General features: G+C 55.0%; 19 protein-coding genes. 4 read left to right on the forward strand and 15 right to left on the reverse strand.

From position 1 onward, the window contains the following. Positions 1 to 83: 83 nt before the first annotated feature. The 3 genes from lysA to KKD83_04975 are packed head-to-tail and all read left to right on the forward strand — an operon-like array spanning position 84 to position 3,169. Positions 84 to 1,310: a diaminopimelate decarboxylase gene (lysA, locus tag KKD83_04965; protein MBU2535500.1), complete on the forward strand. Its 1,227-nt coding sequence runs from the start codon at positions 84 to 86 to the stop codon at positions 1,308 to 1,310. A gap of 16 nt (positions 1,311 to 1,326) precedes the next feature. Further along, entirely contained in the window at positions 1,327 to 2,379 is a 1,053-nt protein-coding gene (gene holB / locus KKD83_04970) for a DNA polymerase III subunit delta' (GenBank protein MBU2535501.1), read from the forward strand. Continuing rightward, on the forward strand, positions 2,372 to 3,169 hold the full coding sequence (locus KKD83_04975) for a stage 0 sporulation family protein (GenBank protein ID MBU2535502.1): 798 nt from the start codon (positions 2,372 to 2,374) through the stop codon (positions 3,167 to 3,169). Before holB ends, KKD83_04975 begins: the two co-directional genes overlap by 8 nt. Positions 3,170 to 3,178: 9 nt before the next feature. On the opposite strand, the gene KKD83_04980 is transcribed toward KKD83_04975, so the two are convergent. The 12 genes from KKD83_04980 to KKD83_05035 all read right to left on the reverse strand — a co-directional run bounded on the left by KKD83_04980 (position 3,179) and on the right by KKD83_05035 (position 16,064). After that, positions 3,179 to 3,685 (reverse strand): HNH endonuclease, encoded by a 507-nt coding sequence (locus KKD83_04980; protein ID MBU2535503.1) that lies wholly within the window; start codon positions 3,683 to 3,685, stop codon positions 3,179 to 3,181. 135 nt (positions 3,686 to 3,820) lie between these two features. Continuing rightward, positions 3,821 to 4,960, reverse strand: a complete 1,140-nt coding sequence (locus tag KKD83_04985) for a glycerate kinase (GenBank protein ID MBU2535504.1) — start codon at positions 4,958 to 4,960, stop codon at positions 3,821 to 3,823. Between the two features lie 31 nt (positions 4,961 to 4,991). Continuing rightward, positions 4,992 to 6,266 carry a (Fe-S)-binding protein gene (locus KKD83_04990; GenBank protein MBU2535505.1) on the reverse strand — a complete coding sequence of 425 codons (1,275 nt, stop codon included), beginning with the start codon at positions 6,264 to 6,266 and terminating at the stop codon, positions 4,992 to 4,994. Between the two features lie 2 nt (positions 6,267 to 6,268). Beyond that, on the reverse strand, positions 6,269 to 7,633 hold the full coding sequence (locus KKD83_04995; protein MBU2535506.1) for an FAD-binding oxidoreductase: 1,365 nt from the start codon (positions 7,631 to 7,633) through the stop codon (positions 6,269 to 6,271). After that, entirely contained in the window at positions 7,633 to 9,051 is a 1,419-nt protein-coding gene (locus KKD83_05000; protein ID MBU2535507.1) for an FAD-binding protein, read from the reverse strand. The genes KKD83_04995 and KKD83_05000 overlap by 1 nt, the downstream gene beginning before the upstream one ends. An 85-nt stretch (positions 9,052 to 9,136) precedes the next feature. Next, on the reverse strand, positions 9,137 to 10,033 hold the full coding sequence (locus KKD83_05005; protein ID MBU2535508.1) for a sugar phosphate isomerase/epimerase: 897 nt from the start codon (positions 10,031 to 10,033) through the stop codon (positions 9,137 to 9,139). Between the two features lie 206 nt (positions 10,034 to 10,239). After that, on the reverse strand, positions 10,240 to 11,505 hold the full coding sequence (larA, locus tag KKD83_05010) for a nickel-dependent lactate racemase (protein ID MBU2535509.1): 1,266 nt from the start codon (positions 11,503 to 11,505) through the stop codon (positions 10,240 to 10,242). 168 nt (positions 11,506 to 11,673) lie between these two features. Continuing rightward, positions 11,674 to 12,291 carry a hypothetical protein gene (locus KKD83_05015; protein MBU2535510.1) on the reverse strand — a complete coding sequence of 206 codons (618 nt, stop codon included), beginning with the start codon at positions 12,289 to 12,291 and terminating at the stop codon, positions 11,674 to 11,676. An 11-nt stretch (positions 12,292 to 12,302) separates the two neighbouring features. Next, the gene (locus KKD83_05020) at positions 12,303 to 13,019 is read right to left on the reverse strand and encodes a 4Fe-4S binding protein (protein MBU2535511.1); all 717 of its coding nucleotides are present in this window, start codon (positions 13,017 to 13,019) and stop codon (positions 12,303 to 12,305) included. Positions 13,020 to 13,050: 31 nt separating this feature from the next. After that, positions 13,051 to 14,889: a hypothetical protein gene (locus KKD83_05025; protein ID MBU2535512.1), complete on the reverse strand. Its 1,839-nt coding sequence runs from the start codon at positions 14,887 to 14,889 to the stop codon at positions 13,051 to 13,053. Positions 14,890 to 14,906: 17 nt separating this feature from the next. Then, positions 14,907 to 15,251 (reverse strand): MoaD/ThiS family protein, encoded by a 345-nt coding sequence (locus tag KKD83_05030; protein MBU2535513.1) that lies wholly within the window; start codon positions 15,249 to 15,251, stop codon positions 14,907 to 14,909. A 45-nt stretch (positions 15,252 to 15,296) separates the two neighbouring features. Then, on the reverse strand, positions 15,297 to 16,064 hold the full coding sequence (locus tag KKD83_05035) for a hypothetical protein (protein ID MBU2535514.1): 768 nt from the start codon (positions 16,062 to 16,064) through the stop codon (positions 15,297 to 15,299). Between the two features lie 153 nt (positions 16,065 to 16,217). Between KKD83_05035 and KKD83_05040 the strand changes: the two genes are divergently transcribed. Further along, positions 16,218 to 16,400 carry a methytransferase partner Trm112 gene (locus tag KKD83_05040; GenBank protein ID MBU2535515.1) on the forward strand — a complete coding sequence of 61 codons (183 nt, stop codon included), beginning with the start codon at positions 16,218 to 16,220 and terminating at the stop codon, positions 16,398 to 16,400. Here the strand turns inward: KKD83_05040 and queD are convergent. Genes queD through folP form a run of 3 tightly spaced genes read right to left on the reverse strand, consistent with a single transcriptional unit; the run spans position 16,397 to position 18,041 of the window. Further along, on the reverse strand, positions 16,397 to 16,768 hold the full coding sequence (gene queD / locus KKD83_05045) for a 6-carboxytetrahydropterin synthase QueD (protein ID MBU2535516.1): 372 nt from the start codon (positions 16,766 to 16,768) through the stop codon (positions 16,397 to 16,399). The genes KKD83_05040 and queD overlap by 4 nt on opposite strands. A 12-nt stretch (positions 16,769 to 16,780) precedes the next feature. Then, complete coding sequence (gene folK, locus KKD83_05050; GenBank protein MBU2535517.1) at positions 16,781 to 17,266, reverse strand: 2-amino-4-hydroxy-6-hydroxymethyldihydropteridine diphosphokinase; 486 nt, start codon at positions 17,264 to 17,266, stop codon at positions 16,781 to 16,783. Continuing rightward, positions 17,259 to 18,041: a dihydropteroate synthase gene (folP, locus tag KKD83_05055; protein MBU2535518.1), complete on the reverse strand. Its 783-nt coding sequence runs from the start codon at positions 18,039 to 18,041 to the stop codon at positions 17,259 to 17,261. Before folP ends, folK begins: the two co-directional genes overlap by 8 nt. Positions 18,042 to 18,076: the final 35 nt, after the last annotated feature.

An 18,076-nucleotide genomic window follows, 5' to 3' on the forward strand; every position in this document is an offset into this window, starting at 1 on the left:
AAAATGAATCCGGACTGGTACTATTTCCGCCGACAGCCGAAGTCAACGAAAAAAGCCACCTTGTCATTGGTGGCTGCGATACTATGGCGCTGGCGGAAGAGTTCGGCACGCCTCTGTATGTTTTCGATGAGGTAACTTTGCGTCGAAAGTGCACCGAGTTCAGAGACGAGTTCGGCAGGCGCTATCAGGATACGGCGATAGTCTACGCGTGCAAGGCATTCGTCAACCGGGCGCTGGCGCTCCTATTCAAGGAAGAGGGGCTCGGGCTGGATGTTGTCTCCGGCGGAGAGTTGAGTATCGCCCGTTCCGTTGATTTCCCGATGGAAAAGGTCTATTTCCACGGCAACAATAAGTCCGCCGAGGAACTGGGTATGGCCCTGGAATATAAAGTCGGACGCATTGTCATCGACAATTTTCAGGAACTTGATACGCTGGCGGAAATTGCAGGTCAGCGAGGTGCCACGCCTGATGTCCTGTTGCGGCTGACGCCGGGCGTTGACCCGCACACGCACAAACACATCTCCACCGGCGTTGTGGACAGCAAGTTCGGCATCCCTCTCGCCAGTGCTGGTGAAGCGGTGGCCAGGGCGATGTCGGCACCCAATTTGAACCTGATAGGGCTGCACTTTCATCTTGGCTCGCAGATATTCGAGGTGGAGCCGTACCGGGAAGCCATCAGGGTTATTATGGATTTGGTTGCAGAGATGAAATCCAAACATGGTTTTGAACTCCAGGAGCTCGATGTCGGGGGCGGCTTTGCTGTCCAGTATACGGTCGATGCACCCGCGCCGCCCGTATCCGACTATGCCGAAGTGATTGTTACCACAGTAAACGAGAAGTGCCGGGAACACAGTCTTGGCCTGCCGAAGCTGGTCATCGAACCGGGCAGAGCCATCGTGGGGCGGGCCGGCGTGGCGCTATATGAAGTCGGGGTCGTCAAGGACATACCTGGTGTCAGACGTTACGTATCCGTTGATGGCGGAATGGCGGACAATATCCGCCCTGCTCTGTACGGCGCCCGGTACGAGGCTGTGGTGGCGAGCAAGATGAACGATAAAGCAGCGAAGAAGGTTACCATTGTCGGCAAGTTCTGCGAATCCGGTGATATCCTTATCAAGGACATTGACCTTCCCGAAATAGCAGTGGGGGATATTCTGGCGGTGCCCGATTGCGGCGCCTACTGTCTGGCGATGGGCAGCAACTATAATGTCTCATTGAAACCGGCCATCGTGCTGGTAAATGGTGGTAAAGCACGCCTTATCCGCCGACGGGAAACGTATGAGGATTTGCTCCGGTGTGACCTGGTATGAAAGGTGTAAGTTATTTATGTGGCAGGTAGTGGGGCAGGATAGGGCGGTATCCATTCTGCAACGTGGACTGGAGCGGGGCGCCCTCGCTCACGCCTATCTGCTGGTGGGCCCGCCTCACGTGGGCAAGATGACGCTGGCACTTAACCTGGCACGGGCCCTGAACTGCGAATCACCGGAAACACCCTGTGGGCAATGCCAGACCTGCCAGAAGGTGACTTCCGGAAACCATGCTGATGTCCAGATAATCGGCCTGACCCAGAATGGGGATGCTGCTGAAGCCAAACTGATAAGCATTGACCAGGTGCGGGATATGCAGCACTCGGCCAGTCTGCCGCCTTTTGAGGGCAAATGCAAGGTGTTCATCATTGAGGACGCTGAACTTTTATCTGTTGAGGCAGCGAACTGCCTTTTGAAGACTCTGGAGGAACCCACGGATAAGATGGTTTTTCTTTTATTGGCCACGAATGAAAAGCTCCTGCTGGAGACAGTGGTCTCGCGCTGCCAGCGTCTGGAACTTATCCCACTTCCTTCTCTCGAGATGGAGGAAGCACTGCAAAAACAATGGGGAGTTGAGCCACAGCGGGCTAAACTCCTCTCCCGATTATCCAAAGGATGTCTGGGCTGGGCAATCATGGCAGTTTCTGATGACCAGATACTGCAGGAGCGGGCCGAAAAGCTGAAATTTTTGTATGAGGTTATCAGGTCAGACACCGAGAAGCGCTTCGACCACGCGGCGCGGTTGGCGGCTCAGTTTGTGCAGAACAGGGCAGCGGTGCAGGAGAGGCTCGACCTCTGGCTGGACTGGTGGCGCGACCTGCTGCTGCTGAAGGTAGGTTGTCCGGATTACGTCGTCAATACTGACCAGTTGAGCATATTGAATGAAATGGCAGGGCATTATACTATGGAACAGATAAGAGATTGTCTTGGCAGTATCAGGGCTGCGAAAGGACAACTTAAGCTGAATGCCAATCCACGACTGGTGCTGGAAGTGCTGATGCTGGATATGCCGGGAAAGATGGAAGGCAATCGAGGAGAACTGAGTAGCAAGGAGACGGTGAAAAATGGCTGATAAGGTTGTTGGCATTCGATTCAAGACGGCGGGAAAGGTCTATTACTTTGACCCGGCGAACCTGGACCTTGAGGTCAATGACTATGTTGTCGTGGAGACGAGCCGCGGAATGGAGCTGGGGAAGGTGGTCATTGCGCCGCGACAGGTGCTGGCGAACGAGGTTAATGAGCCTTTCAAGCCGGTAACGCGTAAAGCCGAGCCAGAGGACGTTTCACGTATTCAGGAGCTTGAGGTCAAGGCTGAGGAAGCGCTCATTGAATGCGGGAAGATGATTGATGAGCTTCAGCTGCCGATGAAACTCCTTTCGGCGGAATATAACATTGACGGCAGTCGCCTCACCTTCCTGTTCAGCGCCGAGCAGAGAGTGGATTTCCGTGAGCTGGTGCGCCGGTTGACCGGGCAGTTCAAAGTAAAAGTGGAACTGCGACAGGTTGGTACCAGAGACGAGGCCAAGCTCATTGGTGGTTTTGGTCGATGCGGTCGTCCGCTGTGTTGCATGAGCTTTATCACCGATTTTGACCCGGTTTCCATCAGGATGGCGAAAGACCAGGGCCTGCCGCTGAATCCGATGAAAATCTCCGGCTGCTGCGGCCGTCTGATGTGCTGCCTGAGCTATGAGAATGAACAGTATCGCACCATGAAGGAGAAAATGCCCAGGATGGGCCAGCAGGTATCAACGGCTATGGGTGATGCGACGGTTGTGGGTAATAACCTGCTGAAGGAAACCGTGCTGGTGCAGCTGGAAAGCGAAGCAACGGTGGAATTGCCGCTCAGTGATGTCTCGTACTAGTCAGTGCACTCACTGTGGCAGGTATCTATGCCATTCCAGTCTGTTCTGGCGGTAGTGGTAGGGGATGCTGAATAAAAGGTTGTCGCTGGGGTAGGCTGGTTTCCGGGTTAATTTCATGCCGGCTTCTTGCGGAGTTCTCCCTGCCTTGCGGCGATTACAGGGAACACAGGCGCTGACTACATTTTCCCAGGTGTGCTGTCCGCTTCGGTAGCGAGGAATTACATGGTCCAGGGTCAACTGCTTGGTTTCCTTGCCGCAGTACTGGCAGGAATAATTGTCACGGTTGAAGACCTCATAGCGGGTCAGTTTTTTCCGCCGGTAAGGACGTTTCACCATGTGGGCGATGCGTATCACGGAAGGAAGTTCAAAGCTATCGCTGACGGTGTGGATAAAGCCGACGCCGTTCTCAAGCATCTCCGCCTTGCCCTGGTAAATCAGGACGACGGCACGCCTGGCCCGGCATATGGTGAGCGGTTCGAAACTCTGGTTCAGCACCAGAACAGGAAGATTTAACATTTATAAACTTCTTTCTCTCCGAGGCTACCTCATTTTACTAAAAATACGCCGGCAGAAGCAAACCGACAACTTCTCTGCAAACAAAATCCTGATAATCAGGGAGGGTTCTGCTCTCCCCGATGTTTTTTGGTAAATCTACGGTCTGGTCTGACAGGCGATGAAGCGCATGGCGCATTCCGCAGCATTGGCCAGCAGTTTCTCGGCATTTTCCATGGACTGGTCAAGTGTGATGGGCCCGGGAGCGATGCTGAGCACAGCATCGATTCCCTGGTCGAAGACCACCCGGCAATCGTCGGCTACTTCTCCCGCCAGCGCGATAACCATGGCGCCGAATTCTTTGGCGGCCAGAGCAACGCCGGTGGGCACCTTACCCATAGCCGACTGGCAGTCAATACGGCCCTCGGCGGTAAAGACGATTTCGGCACCTTTCAAGTCGGCCACCAGATTGGTCGCCTTGATGACAACATCGATTCCCGGCACCATCCTGGCTTTCAGAAAAACCATCAGCCCCAGTCCCAGCCCGCCGGCAGCCCCGGCCCCGGGCACTTCCCTGAGGTCGATATCAAGGCCTTTTTTAATCACGTCGGCGTAATGCCAGAGCGCGGCATCAAGCTGCTTCACCATATCGGGGGTGGCGCCCTTTTGTGGACCGTAGATGGCGGATGCTCCACGCGGGCCGCAGAGCGGATTGTTGACATCGGAAGCGAGCGTGACCTCAAAGTCGGCCAGTCGCGGGTCCATCGCGGAGATATCGATTCGTTCCAGGTTGGCCAGCGCTGCACCGCCGAATGGGAGTTCTTTACCCTCGGCATCCAAGAGTCTGGCACCGAGCGCCTGTGCCATGCCGGCGCCACCGTCGTTGGTGGCACTGCCGCCGATGCCGATAATCAGCTTTTGACAGCCGTGGTCAAGCGCAGCACGAATCAGCTCGCCGGTACCGTAGGTAGTGGTAATTAATGGATTGCGCTTCTCCGGAGGCACGAGCGGAAGGCCGGAAGCGGAAGCCATCTCAATCACGGCGGTGGTCTTATCGCTCAAAATTCCCCAGTGGGCGTTCACCCGTTCCTGCAGCGGTCCGGTGACCTCCGTGGTCATCATTTCGCCGCCGGTGGCATCGACCAGTGCCTGCACCGTGCCCTCGCCGCCATCCGCCATCGGCTTCAGCACCGTTTCCGCATCCGGCACGATGCGCTTAACCCCTTCCTCAATGGCTCGGGCTACTTCCAAAGCGGTGAGGTTTCCTTTGAATCCCTGTGGGGCAATGACTATCTTCATGGCATCGCTCCTAGAGAACTGCTTGCTGTGTTCAATCTTTGCCTCTGGCATTCCGGTAAGCCTCGTCAAGCAGTTCCACGATTTCAAGGACAGATACCGGCAGCTTCTGCTGGCCCACGCCGCAGGAAAGCTGCATGATACAGGCGGGACAGCTTGAGACCAGGGTATCGGCGCCGGTCCTGGCAACGTTACCCATCTTTCGTTCCAGCACTTTCTGGGATAAATCGTAGTTTTTAAAGGCGTAGCTCCCGGCAGCACCACAGCACATGTCTGCCTCACCCATCTCCACAAACTCAACACCGGGAATGCTCTTCAATATGGTGCGTGGCTGGTCCTTTATTTTCTGGTGGTGGGCGAGGTGGCAGGGGTCATGGAAGGTGACCTTTCTTTTGAGCTCGCCCATTTCGGTGCTCAGGCCGATGTCAACCAGGAATTCGCTGATATCCCTGACTTTGCCGGCAAATCCCTTGGCCTTCTCCGCCCATTCTGAATCGTCAGCCAGCAGTTTGGCATAGTCTTTTAAGAAGGAGCTGCAGCTGGCACAGGGAGTAACTATGGCATCAACTTTCATTTTGCTGGCTATATCTATGTTTTTCCTGGCCAGGTCCCGGGCCGATTCCATATCCCCGTAACCGGCGGCGGGCAGGCCACAGCAGGCAAAGTCGGGCACGGCGACTTCCACCCGGTTTTTATTGAGCACGCGAATCGTCGCCGCGGCTTTTTCCGGGGCGAAATTGGGCGCGTAACAGCCAACGAAATAAGCGGCGTGGTATTTAGGCCTGTCGATTTTTTTCACCATACGCTTTATGGCTTCCAGCCCTTCGCTGGCGGGCACTTTAGGCACCATGGCCTCTGCCTTTCCAGCGTCACCGACCAGTCTGGTAAGGCCGGTTTTCCTCGCCAGGGTACGAAGGCCGGTAACGTCGGCCAGCCTGAGGAGCTTTGTGGCCTTATGAAGCATTTCCGGGTTGGGCAGCAGTTTATGGAACAGCATACGCTGTATCCAGGATTGTCCTTTCTGTCTGAGTAGCTCCTGCCTGGCTCTGAAGATGATTTCTCCCGTCGGTACTGCAGGCGGGCAGTGCTCCGTGCAGCCGTTACAGGTCAGGCAGTTGTAAATCGGGTCCTTCAGGTCGCTGAGCTCCACCTTCTTATCAAGAAAGGCGTTGCGGAGCAGCGCCACACGCCCTCTGGCATTGGTCCATTCTATGCCGGTGATTTTATAGATAGGGCAGCCCGCCAGGCAGAGCCCGCATTTGTTGCACAGCTTTAATACTTCTTCTAGTTCCTCGGCCACGGTTGGCATAATCAGTGCAAGCCTCCTGCCAATCGACCCGGGTTCAGAATATTGTTCGGGTCGAACCCGGTTTTAAGGTGTCGCATTATTTGATAGTCATCGCGTGGTGGCAGAATGGCCACCTCTTTCCTGACCGAAAGCGGTGCCACCTCGATGAGGAAAAACCCGCCCAGGCTGGCTGCCGCCTGCTTAAGTTCGCCTGTAATGCGTACCAGTTTCTCATGCTCGTCAGCCAGGTAAGTGTATAGTATTCCGTTGCCGCAGTGGGCCGTCACGCCGATTTCCACGCCCTGGCTGGTGCTTACTTTCTTCACCCGCTGCACCATGTCTCCTAACTTGCTGATGGGTACCGAGGCCTTGCCCTGAAGGGCTGATGAACTGGCACCAAGCATTGCCCTGTGGATACCACGGTACGCTTTCCAGGCGCCAGACGCTTTTTCTTCTTCTAGCGTCATAATAGATTTCGCCTTGTTAGCCTTGGCGAGGGAGGTAATATCCTTCCGGTGCCGCTCGACGTCACCCTTCGTTCCTTCAGCGTTGACAATTAAAAATACCTCATCGTCACTGAGGCTTGAGCCTGCGGTTTCTGCCACATTGCGCCCTGCTACCGAATCAACAAGTTCAATGGCGCTGGGCGTTAGGGGTGAATTCAGGAGCTGGCCGACGACGCGGAAAGCATCCTCAGGACCGGGGAAGGTTATATAAATCCCTGTGCTCACTTCGGGGAGAGGGAAAAGTCTCAGCACAGCCTCGGTAATGATGCCCAGCGTGCCCCAGGAGCCGATGTACATCCGGCACAGGTCCATGCCGGCCACGTTCTTCATCGTCTTCCCGCCGGTATGGATGATATCGCCGGTAGGGGTGACAACGGTAACCCCGAGAACAAGGTCGCGAACGGCCCCATACAAGATTCGTCGCGGCCCGTTGGCATTGGTGGCGATTTCTCCACCGATAGTCGAACTTTCTATATAAAATGGGTCAAGGGGGAAAAAGAGGTTCTTTTCCGCCAGTTGCTTCTGCAACTCGTCATTAACCATGCCGGCCTGTACCTGTGTTGTGAAATTGCTGGCTTCAAGCTCCACGACCCGTTTCATGTTTTTCAGGCAGAGCACAGTATCGGCTGCTTCCAGGCACGGCCCGATGTATTGTTTGGAGCCACCTCCCCACGGTACAAGTATTGTGCGTGATTCATTGGCCGCCTTTATTATATCCGCTACCTGCCCGGTTGAGGCTGGATAGACGACGGCTTGGGGAGAGATACCGTCAACTGTGTAGGGTGCGGTTGCCTTTTCTCCGGTCAGTACATTTTCGGCACCAGTTATTTCACCGAGCTTCTGATAGAAAACCTGTTTTTCCTGTAAAACGGTATCCTCCATTAATGGGCTACCCCTTCTTTTTCCGATAGCGGTGCTTCCGTCTCTGACGGGAACATCTTCCCCGGATTAAGAATGTCATCGGGGTCGAAGACATCCTTTACCTTGCGCATGGCGGCGATATCTGCCGGGTCGAACATATGCCGCATGGCGCCTATTTTCTCCAGACCGATGCCGTGCTCACCGGATATGGTGCCACCCATGGCGATACAGGCATCAAGGATATCTTCGCCGGCTTTTTTCGCCGCTTTATGTTCTTCCGGATTGGTGGCATCAAATAAAATCAGGGGATGAAGGTTACCGTCGCCGGCGTGCGCCACGTTGACGATGAGTACTTTGTATTTCTCGGAAATCTCGCCCACTTTATGGAGCGCTTCCGGCAGCTTGTTCCGAGGGACGGTACCATCGCACACTATATAGGGGGGGCAGATTCTGGCCACCGACCCGAATGCGCCGCGGCGTCCCTTCCAGAGGGCGTCGCGTTCGGCGTTGGTCTGGGCGATGCGCAGTTCACGCACTTTGTTTTTCTGGCAGAACTGTGATATCTCCTGCACCTGTTTCTCTATGGTATCAGCCAGTCCGGCTACTTCAATCAGGAGCATACCGGCGGCATCGGTGGGATAGCCGGCGCTCACGCTCTGCTCGATGACCTGGCACATTTTCTGGTCCAGCAGCTCAATGGCTCCAGGCACGATGCCGGCGCCGATGATATCGGAGACGGCCTGACTTGTATCTTCAAGGCGGTCGAAGATGGCCAGCATGGTTCGCGATGCTTCCGGCTTGGGGATGATATGCAGGATTAGCTTGGTGGCCACGCCTAGCATCCCTTCGGAGCCGATGAACAGGCCTCTCAAATCGTAGCCCGGGAAATCTTCAACGTAATCGCCGACATTGATAACCTCACCATCGGCAAGGACTATCTCCATACCGTAAACGTATTTGGAAGTTACCCCGTAACGGAGGCACATCGGTCCGCCGGCGTTCTCACCGATGTTGCCACCCATGGTGGAGCTTTTCTGGCTGGCCGGGTCGGGTGGGTAAAAATAGCCCAGCGGTGCCAGGGCATTCTGTAAATCGAGGTTGACCACACCGGGTTCAACCACTGCCCTGCGGTTGGCGGTGTTGATTTCCAGAATTCGGTTCATGCGGCTGGTTTCAAGGATGATGCCGCCTTTAAGCGGTATGGTACCGCCAGATAGATTGGTGCCGGCACCACGGGGCACCACCGGTATCTTTTCCCGGTGGGCCAGCTTCATTATTGCCGAGACCTGCTCCGTACTGCGAGGAAAGACGATAACGTCCGGCATTTCCTGCCTCATGGTGGCATCATAGGAATAGGCGAGCAGGTCTTTAAGGTCGGCCAGGATATTTTCCTTGCCTAGGATTTTGGTCAGGTCTTTGATAATGCTCTTTGCTATCAAGTCCAGTCCTCCTCAATCCCGTACACGCTATTAAATGGAATAAACAGTGTTGCTACGGCCCGGGAGGGTATCCTGAGTCATCTGGCTACAGCCTGGCCCATGCCTCCATAAGGGTACGTTTGGCATTGGCCACCACCACATCGGGGCTTTGCCCGGGCAGCGGCTTGACCTCAAAAGCGACCACGTTCTGCTTGCCCTCGCCAATGTACCCGATGTCCATCAGGGCCTTTAAGAACAGCCTGACTTCTTCAACGTCATTTTCACCGACGGCCAGTCCGAACGGAGGGTGTTTGTCTCCGTAAGCAGGGTGGCTCTTGTCTTTCAATATGCAGTTACCGATATGTACGTGTGTCAAGTAGTCCGCCGCCGTTTTAACTGCATAGTCAGACGTCTCCTTGAGCAGCGGCAGGTGGCTCAGGTCTATCATCAGGCCAAAGTTCGAATAGTGCCGTTTTACCTCTCTGGCTACCTGAACTGCCTCTCCCGTGGGTCCAATGAGGCACTTTTTGTCGTATTCACGGTCGAATATCTCCATCGTAATGCCGAGGTCACCCTTGCTCCGCGCGTAATTGCAGATCTGGGAAAGTGAGTCGACCAGTAATTCCTTTGCCTGGCCGTACTTCTCTTTGGCCGGTGCCGGACCGCTGAGCACGGCAAGCCGTTTGGCACCGAGCAGGTATGCCTCATCCACGCCGCCTTTGATTGCGGAGATGGCGGCCTCTCGCTGCTGCGGTACCATACTGTTGAGGTCAAGCTTGTTATTCAGAAGCAGCGGCTGGCCAACATAGCCGACGACGAGGTGGCTTGCCCCCAGTATTTGCATTACCTCGTCTTTAATCTCCTCCGGTATCGAGGCAATCTCAATGGCGCCGAAAAATGCATCTTCGGCGAGCTTTTTGATGGACTCAACCGTATCCGTCTCCGGATAGGCCATCAACTGTACTATACCGACCTTCATATAAGAATGCAGGTTATCTTTCATAACGGCTACTCCTTTCGGTAATTGAATGGAAGAGGGATTTTGGTGAAGATATGAACAACGGGATGAACCGTAGCAATTATATCTGATAGCTGGCCTGTGGCCTCGGTTCTTGGCATCCGGCTCATACCTTAACTCTGATGAGGTATTTTAGTAGGGGACTCTAGCCTCACTATAACACAGCCCCCAGACTGCGTCAAGGAAAACGCTCACTCTCCCAGTATAGGGAGGACGAGGGGGCCTTCCGGAATGACGATGATTTCGGCATCATCACCCAGGATGGAAAAGGCTTTTTCCAGGCCTTCCTCGACCGTGCTGGCCGGTGTCATCATCATATCGCGGACGGTGCGCTCATCCAGGCTTGAGACCAGATAGATATCGTGTTTTAACTGAGTGCGGGCCAGAATCTGGTTTTCCCACTGGACGCCGATGGGCTCCTCCCGCTTTATCTTCCTGATCACTTCTTTGGGGGAATCAACCGAGCGGTGCAGTTCCAGAAACGCTTCCGGGCCGATGCCGGCGCTGCATAATGAAGCCACGATTATTATGCCGCCGTCGCGGGTGACCTGCGCCGCGGTGTTAATGCCCTTGCAGGTCTGGTACAGGTCGAGGTCAAGCGGCGCCCCGCCGTTGGTGGTTATGGTGATGTCCGCCCTCTGGGATACTTTGACGCCCGCGATTTTCCTCTCTATCTGGCAGCCCTTCTCATGTGCCTGGAACGGGTGGCCGGCCACGACGTGCGTAATCTCATTTTGCTTGTTGAGCAGCACATTAACGATGAAGTTGAGCTTGGCCATCTGTGCCTGCTCTATCATATCTTCATGGATTGGATTTCCATGCAAGATACCAGCCCGGACCTTCGGGTGCTCTATCATCTGGTAGCCGTGGTTGTGGTAGGCGGAACGGACGCTGAACACCCCCGGAGCGATGCTCTTCCGCCCCCCGGAAAAGCCGGCGAAGAAGTGCGGCTCGATAAAGCCGGTGCTGATGCGGAAATCGGCCTCGATGACGCGGCGGTTTATATCCACAGGGGTACCCCGTGAAGTGGTGCCAATATAGACGGTATCGTTCACATCGTGGTTGACGACATTGTAGTTGGCCACGATATCTGCGCCCAGTTTTTTTGACAGTTCCGCCTTGTTCAATGGCGGGTGCAGGCCGAGGGCAATCATTATGGTGATGTTCTGGCGCGGAACCACGCTTTCCAGCTCGGTGAGCAGTGGAGGCAGGATGCGGTCATCGGGGCAGGGCCTGGTATTGTCTGTGGCGATAACCACCACCTTATCGCTCGGTTTAATCAGGTTGCGCAGCGGTGGTGACTCTATCGGCGAACGCAGGCTCTGAAGGATGGCTTCTCTTTCATCGGCTAGACCCCTGGCATCCGGCTTGGTGAGAACACAGGCAATATTCTTGGTCGGTATCCTCGCCGTTATCGTACATTCCCCGCAGGGTAATTCAATCTCGGTCAGTTCCATTCCCGCCACTGCTCCCTGTGCTCAGGCTCTCCGCTGTACCACGCCGGTGTAATGTAGGTGTCACTGGCTTTCTTTTTAGATAAAGGCAGGGTGCCTGAATACAGTACTACCCATTATACAATGGGTAGTACCTATGCTGCACTATTCTCCTGTTACGAGCGCAGACCGCTACTTCTTGGCCATGGCTGTCAGCAGTTTGGCGGCCCGGTCCGGGTTGAAGATACCACAGGCACACTGCGGTGCCAGGACCTTGGCTGCGTCATCGGCCGTCTTCCGACCCGTTTTTACCTCGTCCGCCATGGATTTAATCAGGTTGGCGGATATCATGGCGTGTCCGCACATCGTGTGGATTTCGAGGATGTCATTGCCGGGCAGTTTCTCCGTCTTGCCCCAGATGCCCAGGGAGAAGTTGGCGGTGTGGTGTTTGAGGCCGGCTTTATCCAGGCACTCATCAACCTTCTCGAAGATGCCGCTCACCACCACCGACATTCCCAGCCCCGCTTTTTCCAGGTCCTTTAGCGTATCAATAACCTGGTCCTGTTTGACAAAGACAGCGTGGACAATACCATGGGCGTTATCAACCACCTCTTCCTTGGAACTGCTATACATGTTCCCGTGGCTGATGGCGCCGATGTTCACCGGGTCGTGGCGCAGGGCGATGCGCAGGAACTCCGCCAATTTGGGATCATGGTTCTCATCGTTAAAGCCAATGGCTGTCAGGCAGAGCATGACGTAATCTCCACTTAAATTCTCCGTGGTACCACGTCTATGTAAACTATGTGTCATTAATCTTCTCCTTATACATCGGCTACTGGTCGACCCAGGCCAACATTCTGTTTTCCGTTGATGTAGTAGGGGATTCCCATCGCATCGAGCTTCTTGCGCAATGGATAAGAACCATCGGGGTCGGCGCGGTTGATGACCTCGCAGCTGAAGACGGTGTCTATCTCTTTGGACACCTCTTTCAGGGCGTTCATGATTTCTTCAAGCTTCTCGATGGGATAGAGACACTCGATGATGGCGGAGAGCACCTTTTCGTTGAGCACGTCTTTATTGATTTTGCCGGTCTTGGGGTCGTCCATCAGGATGGTAACCGGGTTCTTGGGCTCGAATTCAACGCCGTGCTTGGCCAGTACCTGGGCCACCTTGTCCACATCGCGGAAATAGGTGCCGATGCCCGGTCGGCCGAACTCGCAGCCCATGCCGACCCAGCCGCGCTGGAATCGGCCGGTAACGTCGTTCGTTTTCATCTCCTCGGTGCCGCGTCCGGCGACCTTGGTTCCCTTGTGCTCCTTTCTCGGGTCGGAGAACACGTTGCGCACCGAGCGTGGCCAGGGAGCCTCCTCGAAGACAAAGGCGTCCACGGGACAGCAGCCGGACTTGAGGCAGACGTTGCAGTCAACGCACTCGTCATCATCGATGACGGCCATGTCATCCTTGACGCTGATGGCTTCCATCGGGCAGTAGGGCAGACAGACTTCGCACACGATGCACAGTTCAGGGTCGATTTTCATTCTGCACTATCCTCCTTTAATCAATATTTTATTATTTTGCCAGGTCTTCAATGCCCAGTTCCTTCAAAGTCCCGGGCAGTGGCATGCCGGTTTTTCTATCCCAGCCCATCATTTTGTAGTACTGGTCAACCATTTTTTCCCAGTGAGGGGCGACGGGCTTATCCGTGTTCGGTCCATCCACACACTGCGAGCCATACCTCGGTGACGTCGTCTCCTTATCCGGTGTCAGTCCGCACTTGAGGTTGTAGATGCGAAGCAAGGTGACTATCCGTCTTCCGATTTTCATTACCTCTTCCAGGCTGATATTCCAGCCGGTGGCGGCATTGATGGCCTCGACCTGTGTTTCCGTATCGTTGAAGCTGGTAAACCAGCACTGGACAAGGCAGTCACTGATGGTCATAGAGCCGGTGGAATTTGCCTCTGCCTGTACCACATGGTTGGGATTAAACACCTCCATCGGGTTGGGCATCTTCCACAGGTCTTTGTTCACCACCAGCATCTGGGTCTGAAGCGTGCCGGTATCGGAAATGGTGGTGTCCAGCATTTCCACCCAGCGTGCGCGGTGGTCATGACCTCTCGGCGAATTGCCTTTGCCGGTGAAGATAGCCCAGTTGTACGCCTCACCGCCCATTTTCTCGGCGGCGCGCTTTACACCTTCGGCAAGTGTATCGCCGTAGCCACGGCGATTGGCAATGTTTTCCAGCAGAGCGCGGGTTGCCTCAACGTTACCCCAGGTCATTTCCAGGCCATCGAGGTTCTCTTTTTTCAAAGCGCCCTTCTGGTAGCATTCCATAACCCAGCCGACGACCCAGCTCGCCTCATTGCATTCAAAGCCAAGGCGGTCGCACACGTTGCTGAGCATCACGGCAGCTCCGGGGTCTGGCTGCCCGATTTGAGGTCCCCAGGCGGCCCACTGCTCATACTCAGGCTCTTTACCGAAAAATCCCTTACACGGGCCCTCGGTGACGGTCATGAGTTCGTAATGGTGGGACGCACAGCCAAAGCAGGGATAGTTCTGGCTCTGGAAGAGAGGACGTACACGCTGGCCATCAAAGAGGTCTTTCTCCGGGAAGACGTTGGTCTGGTAATTCTTAACCGGCAGCCAGCCAGCGGCTTCCGCGGTAGGCAGCACCCGGCTGGTGCCCCAGTTGAATACGCCGCCGCCGCCGAAGTTTTTAGCGCCTTCAGTGGTCTTTTTGGCGAGTTCGCCCAGCTTCTGCGAATCGGCAAACTGCAGCTTATTGGTGGCGCGGGCGGCGGCAAATGCCTTGAGCTTTTTCGAACCCAGCACGGCACCGACGCCGTTGTGACCGGCGCAGTGACCTCGGTCTCCGAATATGCCGGAGAACCGCACCATGTTCTCGCCCGCCGGGCCGATGCTGAAGACACTCATTCCTCTTTCTTTGTAGCCCAGTTCTGCTTTGATGGCGTCTTCCGTTTCCCAGGTATCCTTGCCAACCAGTTTGCTGGCGTCCCTGAGTTCAGCGCCACCTTCGTGCAGGTAGAGGTATTTCCAGGTGGGTGAAGAACCCTGAACGACGATGGCGTCGTAGCCGCACCATTTGAGGTAAGCGCCGAAATTACCATTTGCCTGCGTGGAGGTGGCACCATTGGTCAAAGCCCCCTTGGTTACAACGGAAATAGTGGCGCAGCCGGGAACCCGGCTGCCACCGAGAATACCTGAGCCGAGGAAGAAAATGTTTTTCGGGTCCGACCAGTCGATTTTGGGGCCCACCTCTTCCATCAGGTACTTGGTGCCAAGCCCTGTCCCACCGAGGTATTTGCGGAGCGTAGCTTCGTCCAGAGCTTCGTCCCACAGTTTACCCTGAGTCATATCAACTCTCAACACTTTGCCCGTGGAACCGTTCATATTTTGCACTCCTCCTTTTACCCCCCGTAAAAGCCGGGGGTTAGTTTAACACTATCGCCTTCTTTCAGTTTGGTATCGAGGTTCTGAAGCGAGGATAAAAACGTGCCGTTGAAAACCACGGCACAGTAGTCAAGCAGATTATTTTTTGAATCGGCGAAGGCCTTCTGGTTGAACTTCGGGTATTTCTTGCCAAGCTGTTGCAGCAAATCCATTATCGATGAGCTACGGGCAATTTCCTGGTCGAAAATCAGCTTGTCCCAGCCTTCATGATTGAAGTCCTCCTTCAACCACGACAATACTTCAACGCTGACCTTTATGGTTGTCTGGTCTTTGATGTTGGTCCCAGCCACGCTCGGTTCCATACCTTTCCCGACTCTCTACTCAGCTAATATGTGGAATGTTGTGTATTACGATTGTTCCCGTGCCAGCTGCAGATATTCGCGACCCGATTTCACAATCATCGCCACAATATTGTAAACGATGAACTTGAAACCCTGTTCCTTGCGCAGTTTTAACGTTTCAGCGTCATAGGCCACGGTGCCGGTGGCCTTGCCGGCAGCGTGAATCTCTTTAACCAGGCGGTCGATTAAACCCTGTACTTCAGGGTGCTTCATCTGACCCGGATACCCCATTGCCTGGGACAGGTCATTTGGGCCGATGAATACGACATCGATGTTGGGAACGGTCAGCATCTCCTTCAGGTTTTCCACTGCCTCCATGGTTTCTATCTGGACGATAACCAGCGTCTCGCGATTTGCCTCCTGAACATACTCGCCCAGCGGCCCGGCCAGTCCCCAGCTGTTGGCCCTGACGCCGGCCAGCCCTCTCCTGCCTTCCGGCCGGTATTTGACCGAGCGCACCACATTTTCCACGTCTGCCTTGTTGTTGAGCAGCGGCAACTGCACGCCCAGGGCACCCATATCAAGAAAGCGGAGGATGTTCTGCTGGATGTTCATGGCAATGCGAACCAGCGGCGTGATGTTAACCGCGTCGGCGGCCCGAATCATCTGCTCGCAGGATTCCAGGCCCATGGGACCATGCTCGGCATCGATGAGGGCAAAATCAAAGCCAAGATGGCCGACAATTTCGACAAGGGAAGGGTTGGAAACATTGACGAATACACCGTAGGTGGTTTCGCCGGCCTGGATTTTCACCTTGGTCAGGTTCATTCTCATAATTCTTTCTTTATCCTTTTTTCAAAATGTGGTAAACCGCTGGTATGTTAGCACAGGCCGATTTTATTTGTCAAAAAAGTCGCGAGAAGGATTTGCACTACAATCCTGGAAGCAGGTTAAAAAGTGAATCGAAATCGTGATATAATCAGGACTATGAAAAGAGAGCTTATGGACATTCTGGTCTGCCCGGTATGCAAGGGGGAACTGAAGCTGGCTGTCGAAGAGGAAAATAAAGAGGAGATAGTCAGCGGCTCGCTGCACTGTGACAAATGCAAGGTGGGCTACCCGATCGTGGACACCATCCCCAACCTGCTGCCACCGGACCAGCGCGATTAGTCAGGCCGATAGGTTGCCCAGCTCTGGGGCGATTCCCAGACCTCGATGCTGGAGATGGAGACTTTTTCCCCGGCCAGCTTTTTTGTGAGTTCACCGTGGATTGTCGTGGCCAGGTGCTCGGAGGAGGGGTTTATCTTATCAAATGGTGGCACGTCGTTGAGGCAGGTATGGTCATACTTGCCCAGTATGTCATTCAGGTGTTTTTTCAGTTCGGTGAAGTCATAGGCCATGCCGGCGTCGTCAAGCTTGTCGGCGCTTACCCTGGCCACCACGCGAAAGCGATGCCCGTGCAGCGCTTCGCACTTGCCGCGATAACCCCGCAGGAAATGGGCGGCGTCAAAATGGCTTTCAACGGCTATTTCATACATGCCTGAATCCTTTTACTCCAGCTTGAGTACTCCCTGTTTTTCGGTAACATTCTGGAGCAGTTCTCGCACCGTCTTACCCGCTACCGGATGAACGATATCGGAGGCGATTTCGTCCAGAGGGATAAGCACAAATGCCCTTTCTGTCATTTTGGGGTGGGGAATAACCAGCTCCGGGGTGTCAACGACCTGGTCTCCGTGGAGGAGAATATCGATGTCTATGGTGCGTGGTTTACCTGATTTCCCGACCCTGCCCAGCTTGCGTTCAATTCCCTTGGCCAGCGCCAGCAATGCCTCGGGTTCCAGTCGGGTAAACGCCTGGCACACCAGGTTGAGAAACCGGGGCTGGTTGCTCTCCCCCAGCGGCTCGGTATCGTAAATGGATGAGACCTTTCCCATGCGCAGACGTTGCGATAAGAACTCCAGCGCCCTATCCAGATTGGCCTGACGGTCTCCCAGGTTTGAGCCGAGGCCGAGATATACCGTTACTGCTTCAGTCACGTGATGTCCTCCTTCTGATAATAGCGTCGCTCATCCGGCAGACGCGAACCATCTGCTTTACGTCGTGCACTCTAACGATGTCAGCGCCGTTGGCGATGCCGATTGCTACCGTAGCCGCAGTGCCTTCGAGGCGCTGGTCGGTGGACAGGTCCAGCACGAGGCCAATCATCGACTTGCGGGAACTGCCCAGGAGAACCGGTTTACCCAGCTCTTTGAGTTCAGACAATCTGCGGACAATTTCCAGGTTTTGTTCCAGACTCTTGCCAAAGCCGATACCGGGGTCAACGATGATATTATATTCGGGCACTCCAGCCTCGGTTGCCAGCTGGGTGGCCCTTTTTAAGTCAGAGATGATGGTGGGCATGATGTCATCGGCAGGCGCTTCCCGCTGGTTGCTCATCAGGATGATGGGCACGCTGTGTTCGGCGGCCAGCTGTGCCAACCTGGGGTCGCGTTTCAATGCCCAGATGTCGTTAATCATCGATGCTCCGGTCCTGAGTGCCCGGCTGGCCACGCCATACCTGTAGGTATCGATGCTGATGGGCACCGGTATTTCACCGGCCAGCCTTTCTATGGCAGGGATGACCAGTCGCAGTTCGTCATCGACGTCATCTATGGAACGCAGCTCTATTCCGGGGCGGGTGGACTCTCCGCCGATGTCAATGATATCGGCCCCTTCTTCCACCATACGCTGGGCCTGTGCCAGAGTCGCCTCGATATCGCTGCCGAGGCCGTCCCCGGAAAAAGAATCAGGGCTGAGGTTGCAGATGCCCATGACGTAGGTGCGCTCGCCCCAGCGAAACTCGGTGC

This window comes from Chloroflexota bacterium (assembly GCA_018829775.1).
Lineage (GTDB): Bacteria > Chloroflexota > Dehalococcoidia > Dehalococcoidales > RBG-16-60-22 > E44-bin89.